At 57.8% G+C, this 25,070-nt stretch carries 24 protein-coding genes; 13 read left to right on the top strand and 11 right to left on the bottom strand.

Annotated elements, in window-relative coordinates:
* Positions 1-2: 2 nt before the first annotated feature.
* Positions 3-497 carry a hypothetical protein gene (locus ACR0JA_RS10950; protein ID WP_480574084.1) on the bottom strand — a complete coding sequence of 165 codons (495 nt, stop codon included), beginning with the start codon at positions 495-497 and terminating at the stop codon, positions 3-5.
* Here ACR0JA_RS10950 and ACR0JA_RS10945 point away from each other — a divergent pair.
* Positions 478-1,245, top strand: coding sequence for a metallophosphoesterase (locus tag ACR0JA_RS10945; RefSeq protein ID WP_480574081.1), 768 nt, complete (start codon positions 478-480; stop codon positions 1,243-1,245). The two genes, ACR0JA_RS10950 and ACR0JA_RS10945, sit on opposite strands and share 20 nt — an antisense overlap.
* Before the next feature lie 20 nt (positions 1,246-1,265).
* Here the strand turns inward: ACR0JA_RS10945 and ACR0JA_RS10940 are convergent, their stop codons facing one another.
* A complete protein-coding gene (locus ACR0JA_RS10940; RefSeq protein ID WP_480574078.1) occupies positions 1,266-1,790 on the bottom strand; it encodes a CBS domain-containing protein in 525 nt (174 codons plus the stop codon).
* A 24-nt stretch (positions 1,791-1,814) separates the two neighbouring features.
* Between ACR0JA_RS10940 and ACR0JA_RS10935 the strand changes: the two genes are divergently transcribed.
* From ACR0JA_RS10935 to ACR0JA_RS10910, 6 genes are all read left to right on the top strand, one after another.
* Positions 1,815-2,099 (top strand): hypothetical protein, encoded by a 285-nt coding sequence (locus ACR0JA_RS10935; RefSeq protein ID WP_480574075.1) that lies wholly within the window; start codon positions 1,815-1,817, stop codon positions 2,097-2,099.
* Positions 2,100-2,165: 66 nt separating this feature from the next.
* Positions 2,166-3,191, top strand: a complete 1,026-nt coding sequence (locus ACR0JA_RS10930) for an FAD:protein FMN transferase (protein WP_480574072.1) — start codon at positions 2,166-2,168, stop codon at positions 3,189-3,191.
* Between the two features lie 15 nt (positions 3,192-3,206).
* Entirely contained in the window at positions 3,207-3,437 is a 231-nt protein-coding gene (gene nqrM / locus ACR0JA_RS10925; protein ID WP_480574069.1) for a (Na+)-NQR maturation NqrM, read from the top strand.
* A 260-nt stretch (positions 3,438-3,697) separates the two neighbouring features.
* The gene (gene gpmI, locus ACR0JA_RS10920) at positions 3,698-5,215 is read left to right on the top strand and encodes a 2,3-bisphosphoglycerate-independent phosphoglycerate mutase (protein WP_480574066.1); all 1,518 of its coding nucleotides are present in this window, start codon (positions 3,698-3,700) and stop codon (positions 5,213-5,215) included.
* Positions 5,212-6,345 carry a murein hydrolase activator EnvC family protein gene (locus ACR0JA_RS10915; RefSeq protein WP_480574063.1) on the top strand — a complete coding sequence of 378 codons (1,134 nt, stop codon included), beginning with the start codon at positions 5,212-5,214 and terminating at the stop codon, positions 6,343-6,345. Before gpmI ends, ACR0JA_RS10915 begins: the two co-directional genes overlap by 4 nt.
* A gap of 6 nt (positions 6,346-6,351) precedes the next feature.
* Complete coding sequence (locus tag ACR0JA_RS10910; protein ID WP_480574060.1) at positions 6,352-7,695, top strand: S41 family peptidase; 1,344 nt, start codon at positions 6,352-6,354, stop codon at positions 7,693-7,695.
* 42 nt (positions 7,696-7,737) lie between these two features.
* On the opposite strand, the gene ACR0JA_RS10905 is transcribed toward ACR0JA_RS10910, so the two are convergent.
* From ACR0JA_RS10905 to ACR0JA_RS10895, 3 genes are all read right to left on the bottom strand, one after another.
* Entirely contained in the window at positions 7,738-9,264 is a 1,527-nt protein-coding gene (locus tag ACR0JA_RS10905) for an MFS transporter (RefSeq protein ID WP_480574057.1), read from the bottom strand.
* Between the two features lie 100 nt (positions 9,265-9,364).
* Positions 9,365-9,724 (bottom strand): hypothetical protein, encoded by a 360-nt coding sequence (locus ACR0JA_RS10900; protein ID WP_480574054.1) that lies wholly within the window; start codon positions 9,722-9,724, stop codon positions 9,365-9,367.
* A gap of 11 nt (positions 9,725-9,735) precedes the next feature.
* The gene (locus ACR0JA_RS10895) at positions 9,736-10,497 is read right to left on the bottom strand and encodes a DUF6478 family protein (protein WP_480574051.1); all 762 of its coding nucleotides are present in this window, start codon (positions 10,495-10,497) and stop codon (positions 9,736-9,738) included.
* A 233-nt stretch (positions 10,498-10,730) separates the two neighbouring features.
* On the opposite strand from ACR0JA_RS10895, the gene ACR0JA_RS10890 reads away from it, so the two are divergent.
* From ACR0JA_RS10890 to ACR0JA_RS10875, 4 genes are read left to right on the top strand one after another with little or no spacing between them, the layout of a single operon-like run.
* Positions 10,731-13,811 (top strand): ABC transporter transmembrane domain-containing protein, encoded by a 3,081-nt coding sequence (locus ACR0JA_RS10890; protein WP_480574048.1) that lies wholly within the window; start codon positions 10,731-10,733, stop codon positions 13,809-13,811.
* The gene (locus ACR0JA_RS10885; RefSeq protein WP_480574044.1) at positions 13,801-14,700 is read left to right on the top strand and encodes a CPBP family intramembrane glutamic endopeptidase; all 900 of its coding nucleotides are present in this window, start codon (positions 13,801-13,803) and stop codon (positions 14,698-14,700) included. Before ACR0JA_RS10890 ends, ACR0JA_RS10885 begins: the two co-directional genes overlap by 11 nt.
* A gap of 59 nt (positions 14,701-14,759) precedes the next feature.
* Complete coding sequence (gene accD / locus ACR0JA_RS10880; RefSeq protein ID WP_480574041.1) at positions 14,760-15,686, top strand: acetyl-CoA carboxylase, carboxyltransferase subunit beta; 927 nt, start codon at positions 14,760-14,762, stop codon at positions 15,684-15,686.
* A complete protein-coding gene (locus ACR0JA_RS10875) occupies positions 15,683-16,957 on the top strand; it encodes a bifunctional folylpolyglutamate synthase/dihydrofolate synthase (RefSeq protein WP_480574038.1) in 1,275 nt (424 codons plus the stop codon). Before accD ends, ACR0JA_RS10875 begins: the two co-directional genes overlap by 4 nt.
* 37 nt (positions 16,958-16,994) lie before the next feature.
* Here the strand turns inward: ACR0JA_RS10875 and zapE are convergent, their stop codons facing one another.
* A complete protein-coding gene (gene zapE / locus ACR0JA_RS10870; protein WP_480574035.1) occupies positions 16,995-18,053 on the bottom strand; it encodes a cell division protein ZapE in 1,059 nt (352 codons plus the stop codon).
* Between the two features lie 147 nt (positions 18,054-18,200).
* Between zapE and ACR0JA_RS10865 the strand changes: the two genes are divergently transcribed.
* Entirely contained in the window at positions 18,201-19,442 is a 1,242-nt protein-coding gene (locus ACR0JA_RS10865; RefSeq protein ID WP_480574032.1) for an MFS transporter, read from the top strand.
* Position 19,443: 1 nt separating this feature from the next.
* Here the strand turns inward: ACR0JA_RS10865 and ACR0JA_RS10860 are convergent, their stop codons facing one another.
* From ACR0JA_RS10860 to ACR0JA_RS10840, 5 genes are all read right to left on the bottom strand, one after another.
* Positions 19,444-20,064, bottom strand: coding sequence for an HAD family hydrolase (locus ACR0JA_RS10860; protein WP_480574029.1), 621 nt, complete (start codon positions 20,062-20,064; stop codon positions 19,444-19,446).
* Between the two features lie 143 nt (positions 20,065-20,207).
* A complete protein-coding gene (locus ACR0JA_RS10855; RefSeq protein ID WP_480574026.1) occupies positions 20,208-20,663 on the bottom strand; it encodes a YaiI/YqxD family protein in 456 nt (151 codons plus the stop codon).
* Positions 20,660-22,117 carry a Si-specific NAD(P)(+) transhydrogenase gene (sthA, locus tag ACR0JA_RS10850; RefSeq protein WP_480574023.1) on the bottom strand — a complete coding sequence of 486 codons (1,458 nt, stop codon included), beginning with the start codon at positions 22,115-22,117 and terminating at the stop codon, positions 20,660-20,662. Before sthA ends, ACR0JA_RS10855 begins: the two co-directional genes overlap by 4 nt.
* 3 nt (positions 22,118-22,120) lie before the next feature.
* Positions 22,121-22,954, bottom strand: coding sequence for an S-formylglutathione hydrolase (gene fghA / locus ACR0JA_RS10845; protein ID WP_480574020.1), 834 nt, complete (start codon positions 22,952-22,954; stop codon positions 22,121-22,123).
* Between the two features lie 102 nt (positions 22,955-23,056).
* Positions 23,057-23,986 carry an AEC family transporter gene (locus tag ACR0JA_RS10840; protein WP_480574017.1) on the bottom strand — a complete coding sequence of 310 codons (930 nt, stop codon included), beginning with the start codon at positions 23,984-23,986 and terminating at the stop codon, positions 23,057-23,059.
* Between the two features lie 614 nt (positions 23,987-24,600).
* Here ACR0JA_RS10840 and ACR0JA_RS10835 point away from each other — a divergent pair.
* Positions 24,601-24,897, top strand: a complete 297-nt coding sequence (locus tag ACR0JA_RS10835; protein ID WP_480574014.1) for a hypothetical protein — start codon at positions 24,601-24,603, stop codon at positions 24,895-24,897.
* Positions 24,898-25,070: the final 173 nt, after the last annotated feature.

Below are 25,070 nucleotides of genomic sequence, written 5' to 3'. Positions count from 1 at the left end.
TCCTATTTTTGTGTTCGACCAACCATATAGCCCAGCGCAAACGCCGCGATCAGGGTCGTGATGGGATATGATTTTTGCAGGCGACCGAATTCGGCCACGACTTTTTCGCCGACCTCTTCGGCCTTTGTCAGATCAATGCCATGTTCTGACAGCAACGCTTTGATTTCCTCGGCGGTTTTGTTCGGTGCGGATGCATCGGAATCCTTGTCGTTCGCCGGGGTGTTTTCGGCCTTTGCCGCCAACCGGGCATTACGTGTTCGAAGCTTTTCCAACTCGGTCTCGAGTTGCGCTTTGGTCACCATGGGCAAACAATCCTTCCAGTGCTGGTTCCGCACGGCCACATATACGGGCGCGCAAAGATGTCCGGGGATATGAACATGTGATCCGACGCGGGTAAATGCCGTTGTCGCCGGCAGCAGGCAGAGGTGGCAATCCGCAATTGCCGCAATAGCGTTGGCAGGGTAGGGATCATGTCCAATGGTGATGCGATTGATCAAAAACCTGTTCTTTGCGCCAAAGTGCGATTGGGCACCGTCGACGCTGGCGCCGGACGCGCGGTTTTACGTTATTGGAGACGTGCATGGACGTCTCGATCTGTTAGAGCAGTTGTTGCCGGAACTGGATACGAATTGCCCGGTTGTTTTTGTTGGCGACTATATCGATCGCGGGGAAAACAGCGCTCAGGTGCTTAGCCTGGTCCACGAACTCAGCGATGGCCATCGCGAATTCATCTGTCTGTTGGGCAATCACGAGGAGATGCTTCTACGGTTTCTCGACGACCCGCACCCATCGGCGGCTATGTGGTTGCGCAATGGAGGGGCGCAAACCTTGGCGTCGTTCGGGATAAGCGATGAAGCTGTATTGACAGACGGTGCCGAAAAGATCGCCGACAGATTGCGCAGCGAGATGGGCGAGACCCTGCTCAGCTGGCTACAGGACCGCCCTCTGGTCTGGACCAACGGCAACGTCAACGTTGTTCACGCAGCGCTTGATCCGGGCAAGCCCATTGACAATCAATCCCGACAGACTTGCCTTTGGGGCCATCGCCAGTTCCCCCAGCGACAGCGCAAGGATGGGCAGTGGGTTATCCGTGGCCACACGATTGTGACCGAACCAATGGTTGTGAACGGAGTTATTTCGGTGGATACCGGCGCGTTTGCCACCAATATCCTGACCGCAGCTGAGGTGTCACACGGTCAGGTCAGGTTTCTTTGCACCGCTCGCGACGGCGTCACCCGTCTTTAGGCTGACAAGTTGCAGCGTCGCTAGCCGACGATCATCTGCTTCATACGAAGCGCCTCGTATTCCAGTTCTTTCAAACGGAAATGAACCACATCGCCGATGGTGATGACCCCGCGCAAATTGCCGCCACTCAAAACCGGCATATGGCGGAACCGGCCTTCGGTCATGGTTTTAAGAACCGTGTTCAGATTGTCTTCGGGGGCACAGGTCTGCACGTCGCGGGTCATCAGCTCCTCGACCGATTGCGGCAGGGTTTGACCGGGGGTGTCCGCCATGCGGCGTACAATATCGCGTTCGGACAGGATGCCTTGCAAAGCGCCGTTCTGATCGGTCACCACAACCGCGCCGATATGTTTGTCGCGCAGAATGTCGACGACCGAATGAATGGTGTCGTTGGGCCGAACGGCGATCACGGCGTCCCCTTTGCCTTCCAGCAGCTTTGCCACGGTTGTATTGGAATGCGACAAATTCGACTCGATCGACTGGCTGCGGGTGGTGGCATCGGCCTTGTCGCCGCGTGTAGGCGGCTGGTAAGAGCTTGGGGCCATGGACGGTCTCCTCAGACTTGGGTATTGGCTGTCTCTTCTACCTTATCGCAGGGGAAAGTCCTGTATAGGGTGCAAATTGGAAATCTGGCGCAACTGCGCCGCATCGCAGGGAATTTCTATCGCATGAGCCACCTGTACCTGACCCCGCCCGTGGCTGTGGCGATCTTCCTGGGTGTGGTCATTTGCGGTCATAATTTCCGGAGGGTTTGGAAGCAGCAAGCACCCGGCTGGAAAACACGTGCCTGGATATTCGGCGTGCCGGCCGCGCTCGGATTGCTGGCGCTGGGGTTTTTGCCGCTGAAACTCTAGGCCCGGTTTGACTCTGACTGGGGGCGCTGGCATACGCCGGGCACAGTTCTCGCACGAGGTTTCAAGATGCGCCACCTGACAGCCCTGGCTTTGACGCTTTCCCTGACCGGTTGCCTGTTCGGCGACGAACCGGACGTGGTCCGCCTGTCGGGCGAAACCATGGGCACGACGTTCAACATCACCGCAATCGGGGACGATCTGGACGAAGAGGCGCTGGCGGCATCGGTGCAAGAGGCTTTGGCTGACGTTAACGCCAAGATGTCAAACTGGGATCCGAACTCGGAAGTGTCGACATTCTCTGCCTCAGCCAGCACGGACCCGGTGGCGGTTTCCAAGGAATTTGCGCTGGTTCTGGCCGCCGCGAACGAGGTTCACGCAAAGTCGGGCGGTACATTTGATGTGACGCTTGGCCCGCTGATCGAACTATGGGGTTTTGGCCCGCGCAAACCGGAAGATCCGGTGCCGTCGGAGGTCGAAATCCAGACCGCGTTGAATGCTGTTGGGCAGGATCGTCTGCTGACCTTGGACCAAGAGGCAGGAACCCTGGCGAAATCCGACGGCGGTGTTGGGATCAACCTGTCTGCCATCGCCAAAGGTTATGGCATTGATGCGGTTGCCGAAACCCTGAGCGCGGAGGGGATTGAAGATTACATGGTTGAGATCGGCGGCGACCTGGTTGCCAAGGGCGAGAACGACAAGGGCGAAAGCTGGCGTATCGGTATCGAAAAACCCGAGGCTGGCGCGCAGAGCATTCAGATGGTCGTTCCTGTTGCTGATCTGGGCATGGCGACTTCTGGCGACTACAAGAATTTCTTTGAACAGGACGGTGTGCGCTATTCCCATATCATCGATCCAACGACCGGGCGTCCGATCACGCACCGTACGACCTCGGTGACTGTTTTGGCAGAGAACGCAATGATGGCGGACGCATGGGCGACCGCGATGCTGGCGCTGGGTCAGGAAAAGGGCCTGGAACTGGCAGAACAGCATAAAATTGCCGTGTTCTTCATCTCGCGGGATGTGACAAGTGGCGACGATGCCTATATCACCGTACAAAGCAGCGCGTTCAAGGACGCGCTGGGGACCAACTGACAGGTAGGAACCGGGATGACCACCTTTATTCTGGCCTTTGGGCTGCTTCTGATCGTCATGGTTGGTATGTCGCTGGGAGTCATGCTTATGGGCAAGACGATCAAGGGCAGTTGCGGCGGGCTGAATGCGATCTCGGGCGCGGATAAATGCGTGGTTTGCAAAAAAGATATCGACCCCGACAGCCCTTTGCGTGATCAGTTGCAGTGCAAGCGTGCGAAAAAGATGCTGCAACGCATGGAAGGCTAAGCTGCCGCTTTTGACAACTCAAACACAGACACATCGGTGCCGACACGCGCGTGACTAACCCGCGTCAAGCCGATGCGGATTCGATTTTTCCGAATGCGGTCACGAATTGTGTCCCAAGAGGGCGCTATCATAGGGCGCGACGTCGCACCGACAACAAAGACCATGTACGTTAATTCTGATTAACGCATTGCAAAAGGCGGTTCACCCCCGCGCGGGCAGGGGATAGAAGAGACGTCAAGAGCAGCCATCGGAGAGCATCAATGACCGTCCCCAAACCCGTAGTCCTGTGCATTCTCGACGGTTGGGGGCTTTCAGATGACACGACTGCTAACGCACCTTTGCTGGCGAATACACCGACATTTGACGCGATCATGTCGAATAGCCCGCACGCCAAATTGATCACTCATGGACCCGATGTGGGCCTGCCCAGTGGCCAGATGGGAAATTCCGAAGTTGGTCATACCAATATCGGCGCGGGTAGGGTGGTCGCTATGGATCTCGGGCAGATCGATCTGGCAATCGAGGATGGTACTTTTTTCGAAAATGACGCATTGCAAGCCTTCATTGCCCAAGTGAAGGCAACAGGCGGAACCGCGCATCTGATGGGGCTGATCTCGGACGGTGGCGTACATGGGCATTTGAACCACATTGTCGCCGCTGCCAGGGCGATCACGGATGCGGGGGTGCCGGTCGCCTTGCATGCGATAACTGACGGGCGCGACGTGGCCCCGAAATCGGCATTGACCTATGTTAACGCTCTTGAGGAACGCCTTCCGGACAACGCCCACATTGTCACCGTTTGTGGCCGCTATTTCGCGATGGATCGGGACAATCGTTGGGAACGCGTGTCCGAAGCCTACGCTGCCATGATCAACGGGCAGGGGCGCGCCGCGCAAAGCGCCCGGCCTGCCGTGGATCAAGCCTATAACCTATCAGAGACGGATGAATTCATCGTCCCGACAGTTCTGAGCGGATTCGATGGCTTAAAGGACGGTGACGGCTTCTTTTGTCTGAACTTCCGCGCCGATCGGGCGCGTGAAATACTACGCGCAATTGGTGAGCCTGGGTTTTCGGACTTCGACACCGGCCCACGTCCGCAGCTTGCCGCGCTTTTGGGCATGGTCGAATACTCGGACGGCCACAACACATATATGACGACGGTATTTCCCAAACGGGAAATCGTGAACACTTTGGGTGAATGGGGCGCCAAGCAGGGGCTGCGACAGTTCCGGCTGGCCGAGACCGAAAAGTACCCGCATGTGACGTTCTTTCTCAACGGCGGCAAGGAAACGCCTGAAGAAGGCGAGGACCGCTATATGCCCAAATCGCCCAAGGTCGCGACCTATGACCTGCAACCGGAAATGTCTGCCCCGGAAGTGACCCGCAAATTTGTCGAGGCGATCGAGGCGGGTTATGACCTGATCGTAACCAACTACGCCAACCCGGACATGGTTGGCCATACCGGCGATCTTCAGGCGGCCATGAAAGCGTGCGAAGCCGTGGATCAGGGGCTGGCTCAGGTCGTTGCAGCGCTCGAAAAGGCTGGTGGCGCGATGATTGTCACGGCCGATCACGGAAATTGCGAACTTATGGTCGATCCTGAGACTGGTGGACCCCACACCGCGCATACGCTGAACCCGGTTCCGGTTGCATTGGTTGGCGGTCCAGCGGATGCCGCGTTGCGTGATGGGCGCCTGTCAGATCTTGCACCGACAGTTCTGGACCTGATGGGTTTGCCCAAGCCGTCCGAAATGACCGGAGAAAGCCTGATCAAATGAGGTTACGCGCGCTTTGTCTCGCAATGTCCCTGTGCCCCGGCATCGCGTTGGCGCAAAGCGATCCTTCGCAGGCGGCGCTGGAGGCTGCGGCGCTGCTGGAACAAGCCTCGGTCGCCCTAAGCGAAGCAGACAGCGCGCGCGACCGCGTCCGCGCCTTGACCGACACCATTCAGGCCTACGAAACCGGCCTGTCTGCGATGCGTGATGGCCTGAGGCGCGCTGCGCTGCGCGAGGCGCAGCTGACCGCTGAGTTACAGGCGCGCGAGGAAGACGTCGCGCAGCTGCTCGGAGTTCTCCAGACCATTGAAACAACAGCGCCACCGGTACTGATGCTGCATCCTTCGGGGCCGCTGGGGGCCGCGCGCACCGGCATGATGCTGTCCGAGGTGACCCCGGGCCTGAACGCGCGTGCGCAATCTCTGGCCAATGATCTGAACGAAGTGCAAACCCTGCGGATCTTGCAACAAAACGCAGCCGATACGCTGACCGAAGGGCTGACCGGAGTACAGGATGCGCGCACGCAACTGAGCAATGCCATAGCCGATCGAACCGATCTTCCGCGCCGCTTTGTTGAAGATCCGGTGCGGACGGCGATCCTGATCTCGTCAACCGAAACGCTGGATGGGTTTGCCAGCGGTCTGTCCGAAATCTCTGGTGGTGCGATTGCCGAGACCGACGCCGACATATCGGCCCGCAAAGGCCAGGTCGAATTACCGACCCAGGCCGTTATTCTGCATCGCGCGGGCGAGACGGATGCCGCCGGCGTTACCCGTCCAGGTCTTGTGTTGGGTACGCGCCCTCGCGCGCTGGTGGTGTCGCCTACCGCAGCCACAATCCGTTATCGCGGGCCGTTGCTGGATCTTGGCAATCTGGTCGTTCTGGAACCGCAACCGGGGTTGTTGTTTGTATTTGCAGGCTTGCAAGAGGTCTATGGTCAGCCCGGTCAGGTCATCCCCGCAGGCACTCCGGTCGGGCTTATGCCCGGAGAAACGCCCGGAATCGGCGCTATTATGTCAACAAGCGGTGATGGCACTGGAACTGACCGGTCAGAAACGCTCTATATAGAGGTAAGACAAGACAACAGCCCCGTTGATCCGGACAGTTGGTTCCGGACAAACAAGGATGGATAAACGAGTATGAAGAAATTTATGATGGCCGGTCTGGCCGGTACTGTGGCAGGGATTGTAGCAACCACTCAGATCGCGGGTCCGCTGCTGGCGCAAGAGGCCGAAAGGAAGGCTGACGTTTATCAGCAACTGGACCTGTTCGGCGACATCTTTGAACGTATTCGCGCGCAATATGTCGAAGAGGTCGAGACAGATGATCTGATCGAGGCCGCGATTGACGGTATGCTGACCTCGCTTGACCCGCATTCCAGCTATCTTTCGCCCGACGATGCCGAACAGATGCGCGTGCAGACGCGTGGCGAGTTCGGTGGCTTGGGCATCGAAGTCACACAGGAAGAAGGCTTTGTTAAAGTCGTTTCTCCTATCGATGGCACACCAGCGGATGAAGCCGGGATTGAGGCTGGTGATTTCATCACCCATGTGGATGGCGAAAGCATCCTTGGTCTGACGCTCGATTCCGCCGTTGACCTGATGCGCGGCCCTGTCGGTTCAGAAATTGTGATAACCGTTGTACGCGAAGGCGAGTCGGAGCCGTTCGACGTGACGATCATCCGCGACACGATCAAGCTGACCGCCGTACGCGCGCGTACCGAGGGCACCAGCGTGGTGCTGCGGGTGACGACGTTCAACGATCAGACCTATCCCAATCTAAAGGAAGGACTGGAAGAGCAGATCGATGAGGCCGGTGGCCTTGAAAACGTCAACGGCATTGTTCTGGACTTGCGCAACAATCCGGGCGGGTTGCTGACCCAGGCCATCAAGGTGTCCGACGCGTTTCTGGACGAAGGCGAAATCGTTTCGACCCGCGGCCGCAACCCAGAGGATGGCGAGCGATTCAATGCCACCGTGGGAGATCTGACCGGTGGCAAGCCGATCGTTGTTCTGATCAATGGCGGGTCGGCATCCGCATCTGAAATTGTGGCCGGCGCCTTGCAAGACCACAACCGCGCCATCGTCGTGGGCACCAAAAGCTTCGGCAAAGGATCAGTACAAACGGTCATGCCACTGCGCGGCGATGGGGCCATGCGCCTGACGACCTCGCGCTACTACACACCGTCTGGCCGGTCGATCCAGGCGTTGGGTGTCAGCCCGGATATCATCGTCGAACAACCGCGCCCGGAACCCGCGACCGAAGAGGAAGAGGAATCCAACGCCCGCACCCGGTCAGAGGCGGATCTGCGGGGCAGCCTGAACAATGACAGCCTCAGCGAAGATGAAATCCGTCAGATCGAAGAAGACCGCGCCAAGGCCGAGGCGACCGCCGAACTGCGCGAGCAGGATTATCAATTGGCCTACGCGATCGATATCCTCAAAGGGCTGTCGGCGTTCCGACCGAATGGTCCGTCGCAGTAAACGATAAAGGGCCGCGCCAGTCGCGGCCCTTTCACTTTGCGGCTACCCTTCAACTTTATGCAGTTTTTTTTCATCCAGCATCAGTGCGAGAACAATTCCGACAGCGACCGAGAATGTGGCAAACACAAACGCCATGTTCATGCCGCTGTCAAAAGCTGCCGCGAGGGCTGATCTGACCTTTTCCGCCTCTGCTGCGCTGAGGTTGTGCAATACAGCCTGCGCGGATGGCGTATCCAGAGTACCGCCATTGATCGTCCTTTGGTCTGCGTCCGACAGAGAAATCCCCTCAGCCGCAAGCGATTTGCCCAGACTGGCAAGGCTGGTGACATACATGATCGCTGTGGCACAAGCGACCGCGATGGCCCCGTACACAAGATGTGTCATGAAGCTGAGCCCGCCGACCAGACCGGCGCGTTCTGGCTTGACCGCACAGACGGCAGCGGTACCGGATGGGCCAACGGTCAGCGTCGCGCCCAAGCCGATCATTGCCATACCGGGCAGGATCTGGAAGTACCCGAACCCTGCAGGAAGAGCAACGACACTTGCGGCACCTACTGTGGCGCAAACGTATCCCCAAAACAGCAGCCGCTTGGGGCCGAAGTCGTTGTAGAGCGTCCCTGAAACTATGGATCCGACCGCCAGCAACAAGGTCAGCGGGGCGAGGCCCAGAGCCGACTGGAAGACCGACCATCCAAGAACCTTCTGCATGTATTGTGGGAAATACAGCAACCCAACAAACGCGGCGGCCACGTTGAACATGTTCAGGCCGAGGGTGATCAGAAACTCTCGGTTCTGCATCAGCTGCGGCAGTAGCAGCGGTTCCTTCACGCGCTTTTCTATCCTTGGAAACAGCACGAACAGCGCCGCGCTGACCACGAACAGCAACAGAAGCGGAGCCGATGTCCAACCCCAATCGGCCCCAACATCCAGCGCGTAGAGCAGCAGCAGAACGGCGACCGACAATATGCCGACACCGGCAAAGTCAATGTGCTCGCCTTGTTTGTGTTTGGTTTCCTTTTCCAACAAGATGATCGCGGTGACCATCGAAACGCTCGAGAATATGACGTTGGCCAGGAAGAACAGCCTCCAGTCGCCAAAACTGACCGCCGCCCCACTGATCAGGGGGCCAAAGACGTTGCCTGTGGTTACGCCTGCAAGAATCAGTCCCATGACCAGCGCGCGATGTTCCGGTTTTGAAACTTTCGTTGCCCCGAACGCCAGCGTGCAGGGCCAGACGCAGCCCGCGCCAATGCCCTGCAACGCGCGCGCACCGATCAGATAGTCCAACCCGGGTGAAACAAGGCACAGAACCGAGGCGAACAAGAATATCGCCAGCCCGATGATCATCACTTTGCGATGGCCATACATGTCACCCAGGCGCCCTCCGGCTACCATGGTCATCGCAAAAAACAGCGCATAGATGTTCAGAACCCATTGGGTGCTGGTGATGTCTGAATCAAAGCTGTTTTCGATGGCGGGAACCAGCATCAGCGCGCCGGTGAAATCGATACCTATGCCAAACCCCGTCACCATCAGGGCAATGACCTTGAGGATACTATTGCGGTTCATGGAGCCACCCGGTTTGTCTGGAATGCCCCAATGATGCACGCAACCGGTGAAATTGATAGAAAAAACTGGCTTTGCAGCCCCGCGAAGAAGTGCCGAGTCGTCAGTCTTCGGGCGTGTTCATCCGACGGAAGGCGCGTTTCAGCATGTCTAGCTCGGCGCGCAGCAATCCAATCTCGGCTCGCAGATCCGCCGCGGCGGGCTCACCGGCGATGATGGTGAAATCGCCCAGCTTTTCCTTTGTATCCTGGTTGTAGATGACGATGCAGTGAACACCATCCGACAAGGCGGCGTTGGGAACCGGCACACGGAGGGTCCACCCCTCGGCATTTTGGATCAGCGCAACATCCGGGAGCGCCGCGCCCAAATAGACCGCTTCGACCCGAGGTTCCGTATCCGCTGCAATGTGTGCTTCCCATAAGGCGTTTTCAAACCGGGTGGGGGTCAGGGTGATCTCTGTCAATTCGGAGTCCCTCAAAGATCGGCCCGGTGATGGCGGCATAGGGTCAGATCACGCAGCACCAGTTTGTTCATAGCCGGGTCTTCCAGGATCAGATCCAGCCACAGCTTTTCTATCCGCCGCTCGTTCAGTGTCAAATGTGCCAGGTCGAAATCCACCGATACTTGTGACGCGCTGGTATCAAGTTCGCGCAACACCTCTTCGGTATTGGGGCCGTGCTGAACGTTCAAGCGGGCGAAAATCCTGATCGACCGCTCGCTTTCCAACAGGCAATCCAGTCGCATCAGATGCTGGCGGGTCAGCCCTCTGGCGACTGTCGAAGGCAGTTCGACGGACAGGGACAGGAACGAACCGTCAAAGCCAAAGGTTTCGATGGCCAGCGAAAACGGCGCAAGATCCCTGTCGCGGCGATTGCGCATCTGGCGCATTGCGATCTCGGCCAGCGGGCAATCATGAAATAGGGTGACCTGACTGTCCAATTTCGCCTTGCGTGGGGCCGAGGCCAGACCTGCGCGGTGCAGCGGCTCGCGCCAGAGGTCCGGGCGCCAGGACCAGTCGGCACCCAGCGGCGTTGAGAAACGGGTCGACCCGATCAAAGGTCGCACCAGTCGCCCGTCGGCTTTCTGAATCAGACGGTCCAGGCGCGCCCTAAGCTGCCGCGCCTCATCCCGTCGCTGGCGCAGGTCAGCAAGCGGGGCATGATCGGCATCTTGCTCGGCGCGCAGCCACCGCGAAAGAACGCGGCGATGAATATGGCGGTCCAGAATTCTGCCCATAGCTTCGGTTCCCAATTCCTATCCCTCTTTAGTCAAAATCGGGGGAGAGAATAAAGATACCCATAATCCAAGGGTGATGAATTTTTTGATATCTCGAACCATAATGGCGCTTCACCTGGCTTGTATTCGCGCATTCTTGCATTAGGTGAGGGGGCCACGTACCTTCGGCGACCGCAGGGCGCGGCGTTTTCATCGTTTCCGAAAAACACTCATTAACAAGACAGGGCAGGGGCATGGAACGCACCCTATTTTCATTCATCTGGAAATACTCGAAAAAGCAGCAGCTTGTGCTGCTGGTGCTTACGGTTCTGTCGTTTCCGTTCCTATACGCTTCGCTGGAGCTGCCCAAGCAGATCATCAACGATGCCATTGGTGCGCCGACCGCGACGGTCACGTTCTTCGGCTTCACGGTTACGCAGATTCAGTACCTGCTGATCTTGTGTTTCGCGTTTCTGGCCACGGTCATCGCCAGTGGTCTGATGAAGATGCGCATTAACACGATGAAGGGAATTCTGGCGGAACGCATGTTGCGCCGCCTACGGTTCACGCTGATCAGCCGGTCGATGCGGTTTCCCAATTCCTATTTCGCCGCCACCAGTCAGGGAGAGCTGGTGTCCATGATCACATCCGAGGCTGAACCCATGGGCGGACTGATGGGCGACGCCATCGCGCAGCCGGTGTTTCAGTTCGGTCAGATGATGACGATCGTGACATTTCTGTTCATGCAAAGCGTCTGGTTCGGTCTGGCAAGCATTGCTCTTATACCCTTGCAAGCCTGGTTGATCCCCAAATTGCAGCGCCAGATCAACCTGTTGAACAAGGACCGCATTCAGGAAGTCCGTCACTTGAGCTCGGAGATCGGCGAAAGTGCGGCAGGTATCAGCGATCTGCGCACCAATGGCGGCTGGCGTTATCGGTTGGCCCAATTCAGCCACCGTTTGGGAACCTTGTTCGAGATCCGCTTCAAGATCTACAACAAGAAATTCTTCATGAAGTTCCTCAACAACCTGATCACGCAGATGACACCGTTTCTGTTCTACTCGGTCGGTGGCTACCTTGCGATCACGGGTGAGGTAACCGTGGGCGCCCTGGTGGCGGCATTGGGTGCCTACAAGGACCTGAGCGGTCCTTGGAAGGATCTGTTGACCTACTACAATCAGGTTCAGGACATGTCGCTTCGGTGGGAGATCGTGACCGAACGCTTCGCACCATCCGGCATGATCCCAGAAGAACTGTTCGAGGGTGAACCGGAAACCATCCCACATCTGACCGGGGACATCGAACTGCGCAATGTCACCGTGCGGGATGATGACGGGAAGACCATCCTCGAAGATATCGACCTGATCATCCCTCAGGGCGCACGCGTGGCGATCAAGGCGACCCATGCAGCGGAACGCACAGCGTTGGCGCAATTGTTGACGCGCGAGGTTCTGCCGGTTCAGGGCGACGTCGTCATGGCCGGGCACAGGCTGAACGAGTTGCACCAGAAGGTCATCGCGGCGCGGATCGGCTATGCTCATTCGCGGCCTTACCTGTTCGACGGCACTTTGGGTGACAACCTGCTGATGCCTTTGCGCACCCATCCGCAGCATGAGAGCGATGCATTGAAACTGCCATCCCGCCGTCAGATCGAGGCCGTGCGCGCAGGCAATCCGCCCGACTCGCTGAGCGATGAATGGATCGATCCGGCACTGGCCGGTTTGGATGACATCGAAGAGATCCGCAACTGGTGGTTCCAGCTGGTCGAAGCGATGGGCATTGACGAGTTCATGTTCCGGCGCACATTGCGGTCCCAGTTCGACCCCGAACTGCACCCTGAGCTGGCGCAGGAAATCGTCGATCTGCGTGGCAAAATCGCAGAACGGCTCAAGGAATCCGGATTGGACCAATACGTCTATCGGTTCGAGCCCGACCGGTTCAATCCGGCTGTCCCGTTGGGTGGTAACCTTCTGTTTTCCGCCCCTAAGAAGGAAATCTCGGCCGAGTCGCTTGCAGCGGACGGACGCTTTTTGTCAGTGCTGACAGCGCACGGGTTGGACGATGATGCGCTTGCGATCGCCGAGGCGGTGCTGGATACCCTGAACCAGACCTTCGGCCGCGACGGAACTGACCACCCGCTGTTTCTGAGGCTGGGCTTGTCCAAGGACATGTATCACCGTTTGCTGGATATCGAGGACCGCAGACGGGCCAAGGGCGATGATGAGATCAGCCTTCAGGAGCGGACGCTGCTGCTGACCGTGCCCTTCATGCTGACTGCCGAACAGATCGGTCCCAGTTTTCCCGAAGAGTACAAAGAAAAGATCCTGTCCATTCGTCAAAACCAGGCCGAACAGTTGCGCAATACGATGGACGGTATGTTTGTTCCGCTCGCGCCGGATGTCTATCTGCCACGCCTGACCGCGCTGGAAAACGCGCTCTATGGGCGCGTATCGCTCATGGCCGGTGCCAAGGCGGACGAGATCGAAAACCTGGTCGCCGAGGTCCTGAGCGAAGCCGATTTGCGCCGCCAGGCAGCGGCGATCATCTACGATTTGCCAGCGGGTCTGGGTGGAAACAACTTGCCAACGGTTTTTCAGGAACGGGTCTCTTTCTCGCGGGCGGGGATCAAGCGTCCCGATGTGTTGATCCTCGACAAGGCGCTGGCCAGCCACGATACCGAAAGCCGTCTGCGGACGCGGCTGAAACTGCGCGAGTTGCTGCCTCAATCCATCATGATCTTCATGGAGGATCATTTCGCCCATCCGGAAGCCTATGATCTGTTTGTCGAAATCAAGGAGGGCCGCATCGACGGCGTGTCTCGGACCAGGGTCGAGGACGAAGACGACCTGTCCGATGACCTGAGTCGTAAGCTCAAGATCATCTCCTCGACAGAACTGTTCTCGAGGCTTGATGGACGAAACCAGCGTCTGTTGGCGTTTTCCGCGCAATGGTACGAAGCTGCCAAGGGGCAGACAATCTTTGCCCGCGGTCAGGCCCCGGACGCGGCCTATCTTTGCATCTCGGGAGAAGCCAATCTGTACTGGGAGACCGAAGATGGCGAGCGCCGGCCTCTGAGCACGATCGAGCCGGGTCGCCTGATCGGGGATTTGGCGGTGATTACCGGCGAACCACGACAAATCGATCTGGTTGCAACGCAGCACTGTACCTTCCTGCGGATCGGGGCTGAGGAGCTCAGAGCGGTTGTGGAAAGCGACGCAATCGTCGCGATGCAATTGCTGGAAACTGTGGCGGGCTACCTGACAACATTGGGAGAGCGGGTGCGGTTGTCCAATCTGCCGTTGGGCGACGAGCCCGAGACAAACCATGCCGGATAGGATGCAGCGCGCGACCTATTCCAGCCATGAGCTGTTGGTCAAGCCTGTGCGGGACTATCCCGAACTGTGGCGGTTGCTGGTGGGGCTGTGCGTCATCGGTCTTGTAGTCACGTTGTCGAATGCGGCCCTGTTTGCCATTGTTGCGAGTACCGCTGGTCCGAATTGGGCCGAGTCATTGTTGCAAGGTTCAACCCCAACGGCATTACTGGTCATTCTGGCCAGTTTTGTGTTTGCGATAGTCGGTGTGGCCCTGGCAGCCAGGCAGTTTCAGCACCGGGCGTTGATCTCTGTAATCGGCGCGCCTGCGTTGGCGCTGCGGCAGTTCTGGCGCGTGTTTCGGGTTCTGGTCGTTCTTGCTGCGGTCGTGCTTGTTCTGCCGCCTTATGGCATGGGCGAACCTTTGGTTCCGAATCTGCCCCTGTCGAAATGGCTTTTGCTTTTGCCGTTGTCCGTTGGTGCCGTTCTGATTCAGACCAGCGCCGAAGAGATTCTGTTTCGCGGCTTCCTGCAGCAAAGCCTTGCTGCCCGGTTCCGTGCACCGGTGATCTGGATGGGCGTGCCTGCGGTGCTTTTCGCCGCCGGCCACTATGATCCCGGCGCATCGGGCGAAAACACGATGCTGGTTGTGATCTGGGCTGGGGTTTTTGGGGTGTTGACCGCAGACCTGACCGCACGGTCAGGTACACTGGGCCCCGCCATTGCCCTGCATTTCTGCAACAATGCCTCGGCCTTGTTGTTGTTTTCGCTGCCGGACATGCTGGGTGGTTTGGCGTTGTATCACGTTCCATTTGACGCGACCGACAACGGATTGCTCCGACAGTGGCTCTATGTGGATTTTGGATTGATGATCGTCGCGTGGTTATCAGCACGGCTTGCACTCAGGCGCTGATTGCATTTCCTGCGCGGGCGTCTTATTTGACGTCAACATCGCATCAGCAAGGTTCCGACATGAACTGGATCACAAACTACGTCCGCCCTCGGATCAATTCGATCTTCTCGCGCCGGGAAGTGCCGGAAAACCTTTGGCACAAATGCGATGAATGCGGAACGATGCTGTTTCACCGCGAACTTGCCGAGAACCAGAACGTTTGTACGCAATGCGGCCATCACATGGCAATCACGCCGCGCGACCGGTTTGGCCACTTGTTTGACGGCGGTATCTTTACCGAGGTAGCGGTTCCCGCCCCCAATGATGACCCGCTGCATTTCCGCGATCAGAAGAAATACCCTGACCGCATGAAGGCGGCACAGAAGAAGACCGGCGAAAAAGAAGCAATGCTTGTTGCCACGGGTGAAATCGGACGCACGCCGATCGTGGCCGCCGCGCAGGATTTTTCGTTCATGGGTGGCTCGATGGGCATGTATGTCGGCAACGCCATCATTGCCGCCGCGCAAGAGGCGGTAAAACTCAAACGCCCGTTGATCCTATTTTCTGCGGCCGGTGGCGCGCGTATGCAGGAAGGTATCCTGAGCCTGATGCAGATGCCCCGGACCACTGTTGCGGTCGAGATGCTGAAAGAGGCCAACTTGCCTTACATCGTCGTGCTGACCCATCCTACGACCGGTGGCGTGACTGCGTCCTACGCAATGTTGGGCGATGTTCATATCTCAGAGCCTAATGCGCTGATCTGTTTCGCCGGACCACGGGTGATCGAGCAGACCATTCGTGAAAAATTGCCCGAAGGGTTCCAGCGCGCCGAGTATCTTCTGGACCACGGCATGCTGGACCGTGTCACCAAGCGGACCGAGATGCGCGAAGAGCTGATTACCATCACACGCATGCTGATGAATCAGCCCCCCGCCGTCAAAGGCGATTTGCCTGCGCCCGAACCGGAAGAGGAACCGACACCCGCTAAGGGCGCGGACAAGAAATGACAACCGCGAATTCGGACGTCATCCTTGACCGGATGATGGCGCTGCACCCGAAAATCATCGATCTGACGCTGGATCGTGTGTGGCGCCTGTTGGCTGCGCTGGACAATCCGCAGACCAAGCTGCCACCCGTGATCCACATTGCCGGGACCAATGGCAAGGGATCGACTCAGGCGATGATCCGTGCGGGGCTAGAAGGGGCCGGGTTGACGGCCCACGCTTATACCTCGCCGCATCTGGCTCGGTTCCACGAGCGTATCCGCCTTGCAGGCGAGCTGATTTCCGAGCCTGCTTTGTCTGCGGTTCTGGACGAGTGCTACGCTGCCAATGGTGGTGAGAACATCACCTATTTTGAGATTACGACTTGCGCAGCACTGCTGGCTTTCGCGAGGGCGCGCGCCGACTTTACGCTGCTTGAGGTTGGTCTGGGCGGGCGTTTGGACGCCACCAATGTCATTGAACAGCCGGTCGCGACAGTGATCACACCGGTCTCGATCGATCATGAGCAGTTTCTGGGCGACACGCTGGGCAAGATCGCGGCGGAAAAGGCTGGGATCATCAAGCCCGGTGTACCCTGCATTGTTGGCCCGCAAGAAGACGAAGCGCTGGAGGTCATCGAATACACCGCCGCGCGTCTGGGTGCGCCGCTACTGGTGCACGGTCAGCATTGGCACGTCCACAAGGAAAACGGTCGCCTTGTCTATCAGGACGAAACTGGCCTGCGCGATCTGCCATTGCCGAACCTGCTTGGCGCGCATCAGATCGTGAACGCGGGGGCGGCGCTGGCTGTCTTGCGCCATCTGGATTTGGGTGAAGACGCCTACGAGACCGCGGTCACCAAGGCCGAATGGCCCGCTCGGATGCAGCGGCTGAAAACCGGACCGCTTGTAACGCAAGCCCCTCAGGCCGAGCTTTGGTTGGATGGCGGCCACAACGCTGCCGCTGGTCACGCGATTGCGGATGTACTGGCGACATTGCCTAAGAAACCGACGCACATGATCTGCGGGATGCTCAATACCAAGGATGTGACCGGTTATCTTGCGCCACTTGCAAATCAGGCGGACAGCCTGACCGCCGTTTCGATACCCGGAGAGATGAACACTTTGCCCGCCGACGACACCGCCGCTGCTGCGGCACAGGTCGATTTGCCGGCAAAGACGGCCACCAGCGTGTCTGACGCGCTGCATGAGATCATCGAAACGGATCCGCAGGCGCGTGTTCTGATCTGTGGCTCGCTCTATCTGGCGGGGAATGTTCTGCGCAAAAACGGCTGAGTATCTCCCTTGCAGATCTCTTACGAGGTGCCGCGCTTTACTTTCCCCAATCCTTGTCCTGCATTTCCCGCAGACGTGAGGCAGTGCGTTCGAACTCGAACGTGCCTTCGCCTTCGACATACAACATTTCGGGCTCGGCTGCCGCTGAACAGATCAGCCTGACCTTCGCTTCGTAGAGTGCATCGATTAGGGTGACGAACCGCTTGGCCTCGTTGAAGTTGTTGCGCGACAGCTGTGGAATATCCTCCAACACCAGCACCTTAAGGGCTTCGGCAACAGCCAGGTAATCCCCCGGGCCCAACATGCGCCCGCACAGATCATAAAACGATGCGCGCGCCACACCGTTGCGGAAGGCGGGCAGGGCGACCTCGCGCCCTTTGACCTGCAGCGCCAAAGGCTCGGCAGGACCACCGGACAGGTCATCCCAAACGGCGCGGATCTTGGCCCGTGCCTCGGGGCCGATTGGCGAAAAATAGACCGGCGAGCCTTCCAGTCGGTTCTGCCGATAATCGGTGGGCGAAACCATCTCCCACACTTGCAGTTGATCTTTGATGTGCTGGATGAAGGGCAGAAACAACTGTCGGTTCAGCCCGTCCTTATACAGATCATCCGGGTGCCGGTTCGAGGTCGTAATCACCACGACACCCCCCGCGTGCAGCAGGTCGAACAGGCGACCAACGATCATCGCATCGGTGATGTCGGTGATCTGCATTTCGTCAAAGGCCAGAACCCGAACAGATTTCACCACCTTCTCGGCGACTGGGGCCAAGGCGTCTTCGACGCCGTCTTCGCGCGCCTTGTGCAGGCCCGAGTGAATTTCCTGCATGAATGCGTGAAAGTGGACACGCCGCGCAGGAATATCCCCCAGTGTATCAACGAACATGTCCATCAGCATCGACTTGCCGCGACCAACGCCGCCCCACAGGTACAAGCCTTTTGGCGGCGGTGGAGCCTTTCGGAAAAGCCCGCGTTTGACAGGCGCCGCCAGTGCTGCGCTGATACGGTCGAAATGGGGCAGGACGGCTTCTTGCGCCGTGTCCCGGGTCAGCGAACCATCGGCGATGCGCGCCTCATAAAGCGAAGTCAGATCCTTCATATCAGAGCCATAGCGCCCAGTTTGCATGTTGAAAAGCAAGCATTTGGCGCGCGCATCAATTTTGCTTATCCAGCAGGTCAAAACTCGTGAATTGACCGGGTGCAAAATCCCGCTAACGTCCTTTTTTGCCAATGCGCTGAGGACCCAATGCAACAATCCGCACGTCTGCTGAACCCGATCTTGATCGTCGGGTGCATCATCATCACCGTCAGCTTTGCGGTGCGGGCCTCATTTGGTGTGTTCCAGATCCCCATTGCGGACGAGTTCGGCTGGCTGCGGACAGATTTTTCCATGGCCATTGCAATCCAGAACCTGGCCTGGGGCATCGGCCAACCAATCTTTGCTGCCATCGCTGAAAAAGTCGGCGACCGGCGCGCAATCGTGCTGGGCGCGCTTACTTACGCAGCCGGAATGGTCCTGTCCGCGTGGTCGGTGACGCCGTTTGGTCATCAGATGTACGCCTGGCTGGTCGGTTTTGGCATTGCGGGAACCGGGTTTGGTGTGGTTCTGGCGGTTGTCGGTCGCGCCTCCTCGGACGAAAATCGCTCGATGTCACTGGCCATTGTAACTGCGGCTGGCAGTTTCGGGCAGGTGCTTGGTGCGCCCACGGCCGAATGGTTGCTGAGTTTCCTGCCCTGGCAACAGGTGTTCATCGTATTTGCCATCGCCATTCTGGCGTTGATCATGACCTTGCCATTTATGCGAGCACCGCAGGTCGCAAGCAAAGCCGAACTACAAGAGAGCATGGGGCAGATTCTGGGCAAAGCACTGCGCGACCCATCCTATGCCTTGATCTTTCTTGGCTTTTTCAGTTGCGGTTATCAGCTGGGTTTTGTCACCGCCCATTTCCCTGCCTTCGTGACCGAAATGTGTGGGCCAATTCAACCCGGCGGGGTGCTGCATTCCATCGGGATCACGACGACTTCGGCGCTAGGGGCGGTGTCGATTTCCCTGATCGGGCTGGCCAATATTGGCGGCACGCTGTTGGCCGGGTGGGCCGGAAGCCGCTTTCCCAAAAAATACCTGCTGGCGGGTGTTTATACGGGACGAACACTGGCGGCCGCATTGTTCATTATATTCCCGATCACTCCTTTGTCGGTCATCGCGTTCTCTCTGGTGATGGGCTCGCTTTGGCTGGCCACCGTGCCGCTGACATCTGGTTTGGTCGCGCATCTCTATGGCCTGCGCTACATGGGTACGCTGTACGGCATCATTTTCCTCAGCCATCAGATCGGCAGCTTTTTGGGCGTTTGGCTCGGCGGGCGCATGTACGATCAATATGGCGACTACACAACGGTCTGGTGGATCGGTGTCGCCATCGGAGCGTTCAGCGCCATCGTGCATCTTCCGATCCGAGAAAACCGGGCGCCATCTTCGGTCGCGGCGTGACCTAGATCGCTTGTTCCGGCAGCAGCAAGCCCTCTGACACAAGCCGATCAGCCCAACCTTGCGGCTCGTCAAAGTGATGGGTCTGCCAGCCCCGGGATCGGGCCGTTTCGATATTTTCAAGCCGATCATCGGCAAAAAGAAGGGCTGACGGGTCCAGCCCGCAATCAGTCTCGACCATCTGATAGATCGGTGGATGAGGTTTGACGGCCTTCATGCGCCCGGACACATATTGCCGGTCGAACTCGTTCAGGAATGGATAGACGGTGGTGGCGTATTCGAAGTTCTGAACCCCGAAATTGGACAGAGCAAAAACCGGCACTCCGTTCGCGCGCAGCGCTTTCAACAAGCGAACCGAGTGCGGGATTTCAGGTGCTGCCAATTCGATCCAATCGTCATGCCACATGCGGATTTCATTACGCCACTTCGGGTATTTTTCGGCCCATTCATAGATCGTATCTGTAAAGTGATGTCCTTGATCGACCAGATCATTCATGCCGTGCAGATCGACCTCTGCGAACATCGCTCGTCGGCGCTCTTCACCGATAACGCGATCATAGTGACGCTCGGGCTGCCATTCGATCAGAACGTTTCCGATGTCAAAAACAACAGCTTCAATAGTCATGATACGATCCTGTGTCCGAGTTCCTGATAGGGCAAAAAAACCAATCTCTGCCGCCGGTTGCAAGCTCGAACCCGCAGCGCGAAGCGCTGCCTGGCCCAACCGGATCGGGCGCATCTTTGATGCGACCGGGACGGGCGGGAGCCCTAGGCCCTAAGTGCAGCGCGAAGCTCGCGTTCAAGTGAATCCAGAAACCGGGATCTGTCGGCCTTGCCAAAGGGTTTGCCGCCACCGCCAGAACCTAAGGGATTGGCCGCACGCAGGTCGGCCATCAAGTCGCGCATGGCCAGTTGCTGTCCGATATTGGCGGCGGTAAATACCTCGCCATTTGGGCGCAACACCCGCGCCCCAGCTTCCACACATTTGGCTGCAAGCGGGATATCGGATGTAATCACCACATCCTTTGGACCGCATCTTTCAGCGATCCACTTGTCGGCCTCATCCGCCCCCTCGGATACGATAATGACCTGTACCAAGGGGTTGTTCGACGGGCGTAGCCCACCATTCGACACAAGCGCCATCCGCACCTTGTGGCGGGTTGCGACCCTTTCGGCCTCGGCCTTGACCGGGCAGGCGTCGCCATCGACGAACAGCGTTGTCACGCGCTCTTTGCCTTTGACTTGGGCGCTTCTGCGGGTTTCTTTCGCACCTTGAACTCGTCCGGTATCGGCATCCGGTTGAATGCGTCCAGCCCTGCGATCTTGTAAGCCTCTGCCAGCGTTGGGTAATTGAACGTGTTCTGCACGAAATAGTCTACCGTGCCCTTCAGGTTCAGGACCGCCTGCGCAATGTGGATCAACTCGGTCGCACCCTCGCCGACGATCTGCACGCCCAGAACCCTGCGGGTCTTGAGCGAGAACAGCATCTTCAGCATCCCGTGCTCAAGCCCCATGATATGCCCGCGTGAGGTTTCGCGAAACCGCGCCACGCCGACCTCATAGGGGATCCCGCGTTCCTGCAGCTCCTCCTCGGACATACCGCAGGTGGAGATTTCGGGGACCGAATAGATGCCATAGGGATACCATGGGCTTTCGGGCAGCGTGGGCGTTTCCAGCGCATGGCACGCCGCCACGCGACCCTGTTGCAGCGAGGTCGAGGCCAGCGACGGATGCCCGATCACGTCACCGGTCGCATAGATATGCGGCACTTCGGTTTGGTAGGTCTTGCGATCGACCTCAATCCGGTTGCGGTGGTCGGTGGTCAGCCCGACCGCATCCAGATTAAGCGCCGAGGTCGCCCCCATGCGGCCCGCTGCGAACAGCAGCATTTCGGCGCGGACATGTCGTCCGTTTTCCAGCGTGACCTCAACATGGCCGCCAGCATCTTCGATTTTTTCGACCGCAGAACCCAGCCTCAGATCAACACCGTTCTCTCGGATCTGATGGGTGAAATCGTGGATCAAGCGGCTGTCGATAAAGTCGAGAAACGTATCGCGAGGTTCGATCAGGGTCACGCGAACATCCAGTGCCGAGAACATTGTGGCATATTCAACGCCGATGACCCCTGCGCCGATCACACACAGGGATCGGGGGATTTCCGCCATTTCCAGAAAGTCGTCACCGTCGACGATGGTTTTACCGTTGAAGGGGACGTAATCCGGACGATAGGTCTTGGTGCCGGTTGCGATCAGAAACTTTGCAGCCGTCAGGCGCGTGGTTTCGCCGGCGTCAGTTGCGATTTCAACCTCATGCGGGCCCACGAACCGGGCAAGACCGTTCAGCGTTTCTACGTGGTTGCGGTTGAACTGATGCTCCAACACGTCAACTTCGTGATCCAGCGTCATGTGCAGGCGCGCTTTCAGGTCTTCGGCGCGGATCTGATCTTTGACGCGATAGGACCGTCCGTAAAAGCTGCGCTCGCGCCATCCGGACAGGTTCAGAACGGTTTCTCTCAGCGTTTTGGACGGGATCGTGCCGGTATGCACGGATACCCCGCCCAACCGGTCCTTGCGGTCGACCACCAGGACCCGCCTTTTCAGCTTGCCTGCCTGGATCGCTGCGGCGCGCCCCGATGGGCCCGAGCCGATGATGATCAGGTCATAGTCAAATTTGCTCATACCTCAGTCCCCGTAAATCGCCTCGGCGTGGAAGGTAATGTGGTCTTCCATGAAGGTGGACACGAAGAAATACGAGTGGTCATAGCCCGGTTGCAGCCGGAATGTGGCTTGCTGGCGGCGTTCCGCGATGGCCTGTGCCAGCGCTTCCGGCCGCAGAAGGTCGATGAACTGGTCGTTGGCACCGGTGTCAATCAGGACCGGTCCATCGAAACCCTTCTCCTTCATCAAATGCGCCGAATCGTGCTTGGCCCATGCCGTCTCGTCTGTGCCAAGATAGGCTGCCAATTGCTTGCGACCCCAATCCGCACCCGTTGGGTTCGAAATCGGCGCAAAGGCTGAAACCGAACGGAACCGGCCTGGCAGGTTCATCGCCAATGTTAGCGCGCCGTGGCCGCCCATCGAATGACCTGTGATCGCCTGACGGTCCATGTCAACGGCGAAATTCTCTGCCAGCAGCGCCGGAAGCTCCTCGGCCACGTAATCCCACATGTTGAAATGCGGCGCCCAGGGCGTTTCTGTCGCATTCACATAAAATCCCGCACCCTGTCCAAGATCATAGTCGTCATGATCCGCCACGCCTTCGCCGCGTGGCGAGGTGTCGGGAAAGACAACAGCAATGCCCTGTTCCGCCGCCCAGGCCTGTGCACCGGCCTTGGTCATTGCGTTTTCGTGCGTGCAGGTCAGGCCCGACAAGTACCACAGGACCGGAACTGGGCCATCCTTGGCTTCGGCGGGAAGGAACAGACCAAAGGTCATGTCGCAAAGGCACGCCGAGGAGGCATGGCGGTACACGCCCTGCACTCCGTCAAAACAGGCATTTTCCGAAACGGTTTCCATCAGACACTTTCCTTACATTGGGTTTGCACAATCGCTAACGATCCTGATTGCGAGCGTAAAGCCCGTTGCATCATAACCGATGTATTTTTCGCCCCCTTCGGGTCAAAGCCCCCCGACCCAGTCAATGACAAATGGCAAGGTCAGGATGCTGGCCATCGTTGAGAGCAGGATTGCCGCTGACGCGCGATGCGGGGCGACATTATAATGCGCCGCCAGCATATAGACATTTCCCGCAACCGGCAGAGCGGCTGCGGCAATCGCGACCGAGGCTGGAAAGGTTTCGACTGGAATGAGCCAGATCAGAACAATTGCGATGCAAAGGGGATGTATCACAAGTTTGCAGAAACTCAGCCATGCGGCGATCTGCACGCGTTCGGCAGACTTGCTGGCCAGCGATGCGCCGATGGCAAATAGCGCGCCCGGAGTCGCCGCACCGCCCAGAATTGTCAGGAAGTCGTTGAACGGGTCAGGCATGGAGATGTTCAGCGCTGACCAGATCAATCCTCCAGAAATGGACACGATCATTGGGTTTTTTATCAGGCCAAAGCCAATCAGTCTGAAAGTGTTCACAGTCAGCCGTCCATCGCGGCCACCATTTATCAATATGACGATCAAGGACGAAAACACGACAAGATCGACAGCCAGAATCAGCATCACGGGGCCGATTGCGGCCTGCGTGAACAGCAGCGCCAGCATAGGCAGCCCCAGAAATCCGACGTTTCCGATCGCTGCGCATTGCGCCTCGATGGCAGCGGTCGGGATGTCCAGCCCCCGCATCCACGCACCCAAAGTTGCAAGAGCATAGACGGTGAGCGTACCCAAAAGATAACCCAGAACAAGCCTGCCGTTGAAGATCTCGTCAAAAGGCAGCGTCGCGGCAAAGCGGAACAGCATCGCCGATAGGGCAAAGAAAAACACAAACTTCGTTAAGTATGCCGTCGCCTGTTCGGTGAAGAAGCCACTGCGCCCGGCACCGTATCCCAGGCCGATGATCGCAAAAAAAGGTAAAGTGCGCAGGAAGATATCGACCATGGAGCAAGAGGTAACACGGATCGCAGGGGCTGCAAGGTTTCGTTCGCAATCCTTGCTACGGCGCAGTCGCTGAGTTTGCCGAAATCGGTTCGTAGTCTGCTCGCAAACTCAGTATAATTCCGGAGCAAAGTTTGAGCGACTGTTTGGTCACTAGGACTCAAATTGACAAATGCAGGCGCGCGATGCTCAGCTCAGCGCATGCGTGACAGTCCATCGTTTTTTGAACGGCTGTTCGTCGGGCGCCAAAGATCTTTTGCGTGGAAGGAGTTCCGAAAGTTGATTTCTTTGCTGACCGGCGCGACTAAAGTGATGCCCTGGCTTTATTGCCTTGGTTTGTTTCTTGCTTTGCGGCAGACTTTCGCAAAAAGGGAAAAACAATTGTAACGACGATCCCGACCACGACGTAACTCAATACAGCAAACGATAAGCCATACCCAAGCATCGCAACGACAACGCCGGAAAACATCCCTGCTATGATGCCCAGTAAGATCGCGCCTATCACCGAATTATCCTCAGTTTCCTGCTGCGCCTTTTTCGATATCGCTTGTTATCACAAAACGCCCAAAAGTTGAATACCCAACAAGGATGGTTACGGTCACAACAACCGCAAAACGATGGAAATTATTGGCAATTTGTTGCTGAGCTTGGGCGGAATTGTGCGCGTCAAAGGGGCGCAACAAACAACTCTAGATTTCGCCTTCGCGGTGACGCCTGGACAGATTGGAGCTGTTGTGGCGCGTGTATTTTGGGCTGCGCGGAAAGTGGGAAGTTTGTGCGCTGTTCCATCGATGCAAGATCGCCGGGCCATGCCATTTCGCAATCGCACAGAGTCGAAACGATTTGAGCGGCAAAAAATTTCTACTTTAGGGAGAGTCGTCAAGATTGGTTGGATCGTCGATCAACCGCCCTGAGTCTGGGTGCAGCGTATCTGATGCCGCTCAATCTCTGCCTGTGCGCAAGTTCCGCGAGCTAGGCGCAAGCAATTGCGAGTCTGAAGATCGGCAGGATGCTTATTGAATGTCGTTGCAGCAGTATGCGATCCTCGTACCAAATACGTTCAGCATATGCCGCCGGGTGGTTGAGG

This window comes from Ruegeria sp. AM4 (assembly GCF_056540665.1).
Note: the sequence above shows the minus strand (reverse complement) of the source record. Positions and strands in the feature narration are given on the sequence as shown.

Excerpts from the sequence above, each read along its gene's own strand:
- ACR0JA_RS10945 (WP_480574081.1), top strand. The coding sequence starts at position 478 with ATGGTGATGCGATTGATCAAAAACCTGTTCTTTGCGCCAAAGTGCGAT.
- ACR0JA_RS10940 (WP_480574078.1), bottom strand. The coding sequence starts at position 1,790 with ATGGCCCCAAGCTCTTACCAGCCGCCTACACGCGGCGACAAGGCCGAT.
- ACR0JA_RS10930 (WP_480574072.1), top strand. The coding sequence starts at position 2,166 with ATGCGCCACCTGACAGCCCTGGCTTTGACGCTTTCCCTGACCGGTTGC.
- nqrM (WP_480574069.1), top strand. The coding sequence starts at position 3,207 with ATGACCACCTTTATTCTGGCCTTTGGGCTGCTTCTGATCGTCATGGTT.
- gpmI (WP_480574066.1), top strand. The coding sequence starts at position 3,698 with ATGACCGTCCCCAAACCCGTAGTCCTGTGCATTCTCGACGGTTGGGGG.
- ACR0JA_RS10915 (WP_480574063.1), top strand. The coding sequence starts at position 5,212 with ATGAGGTTACGCGCGCTTTGTCTCGCAATGTCCCTGTGCCCCGGCATC.
- ACR0JA_RS10910 (WP_480574060.1), top strand. The coding sequence starts at position 6,352 with ATGAAGAAATTTATGATGGCCGGTCTGGCCGGTACTGTGGCAGGGATT.
- ACR0JA_RS10905 (WP_480574057.1), bottom strand. The coding sequence starts at position 9,264 with ATGAACCGCAATAGTATCCTCAAGGTCATTGCCCTGATGGTGACGGGG.
- ACR0JA_RS10895 (WP_480574051.1), bottom strand. The coding sequence starts at position 10,497 with ATGGGCAGAATTCTGGACCGCCATATTCATCGCCGCGTTCTTTCGCGG.
- ACR0JA_RS10890 (WP_480574048.1), top strand. The coding sequence starts at position 10,731 with ATGGAACGCACCCTATTTTCATTCATCTGGAAATACTCGAAAAAGCAG.
- ACR0JA_RS10885 (WP_480574044.1), top strand. The coding sequence starts at position 13,801 with ATGCCGGATAGGATGCAGCGCGCGACCTATTCCAGCCATGAGCTGTTG.
- accD (WP_480574041.1), top strand. The coding sequence starts at position 14,760 with ATGAACTGGATCACAAACTACGTCCGCCCTCGGATCAATTCGATCTTC.
- ACR0JA_RS10875 (WP_480574038.1), top strand. The coding sequence starts at position 15,683 with ATGACAACCGCGAATTCGGACGTCATCCTTGACCGGATGATGGCGCTG.
- zapE (WP_480574035.1), bottom strand. The coding sequence starts at position 18,053 with ATGAAGGATCTGACTTCGCTTTATGAGGCGCGCATCGCCGATGGTTCG.
- ACR0JA_RS10865 (WP_480574032.1), top strand. The coding sequence starts at position 18,201 with ATGCAACAATCCGCACGTCTGCTGAACCCGATCTTGATCGTCGGGTGC.
- ACR0JA_RS10860 (WP_480574029.1), bottom strand. The coding sequence starts at position 20,064 with ATGACTATTGAAGCTGTTGTTTTTGACATCGGAAACGTTCTGATCGAA.
- sthA (WP_480574023.1), bottom strand. The coding sequence starts at position 22,117 with ATGAGCAAATTTGACTATGACCTGATCATCATCGGCTCGGGCCCATCG.
- fghA (WP_480574020.1), bottom strand. The coding sequence starts at position 22,954 with ATGGAAACCGTTTCGGAAAATGCCTGTTTTGACGGAGTGCAGGGCGTG.
- ACR0JA_RS10840 (WP_480574017.1), bottom strand. The coding sequence starts at position 23,986 with ATGGTCGATATCTTCCTGCGCACTTTACCTTTTTTTGCGATCATCGGC.
- ACR0JA_RS10835 (WP_480574014.1), top strand. The coding sequence starts at position 24,601 with ATGGAAATTATTGGCAATTTGTTGCTGAGCTTGGGCGGAATTGTGCGC.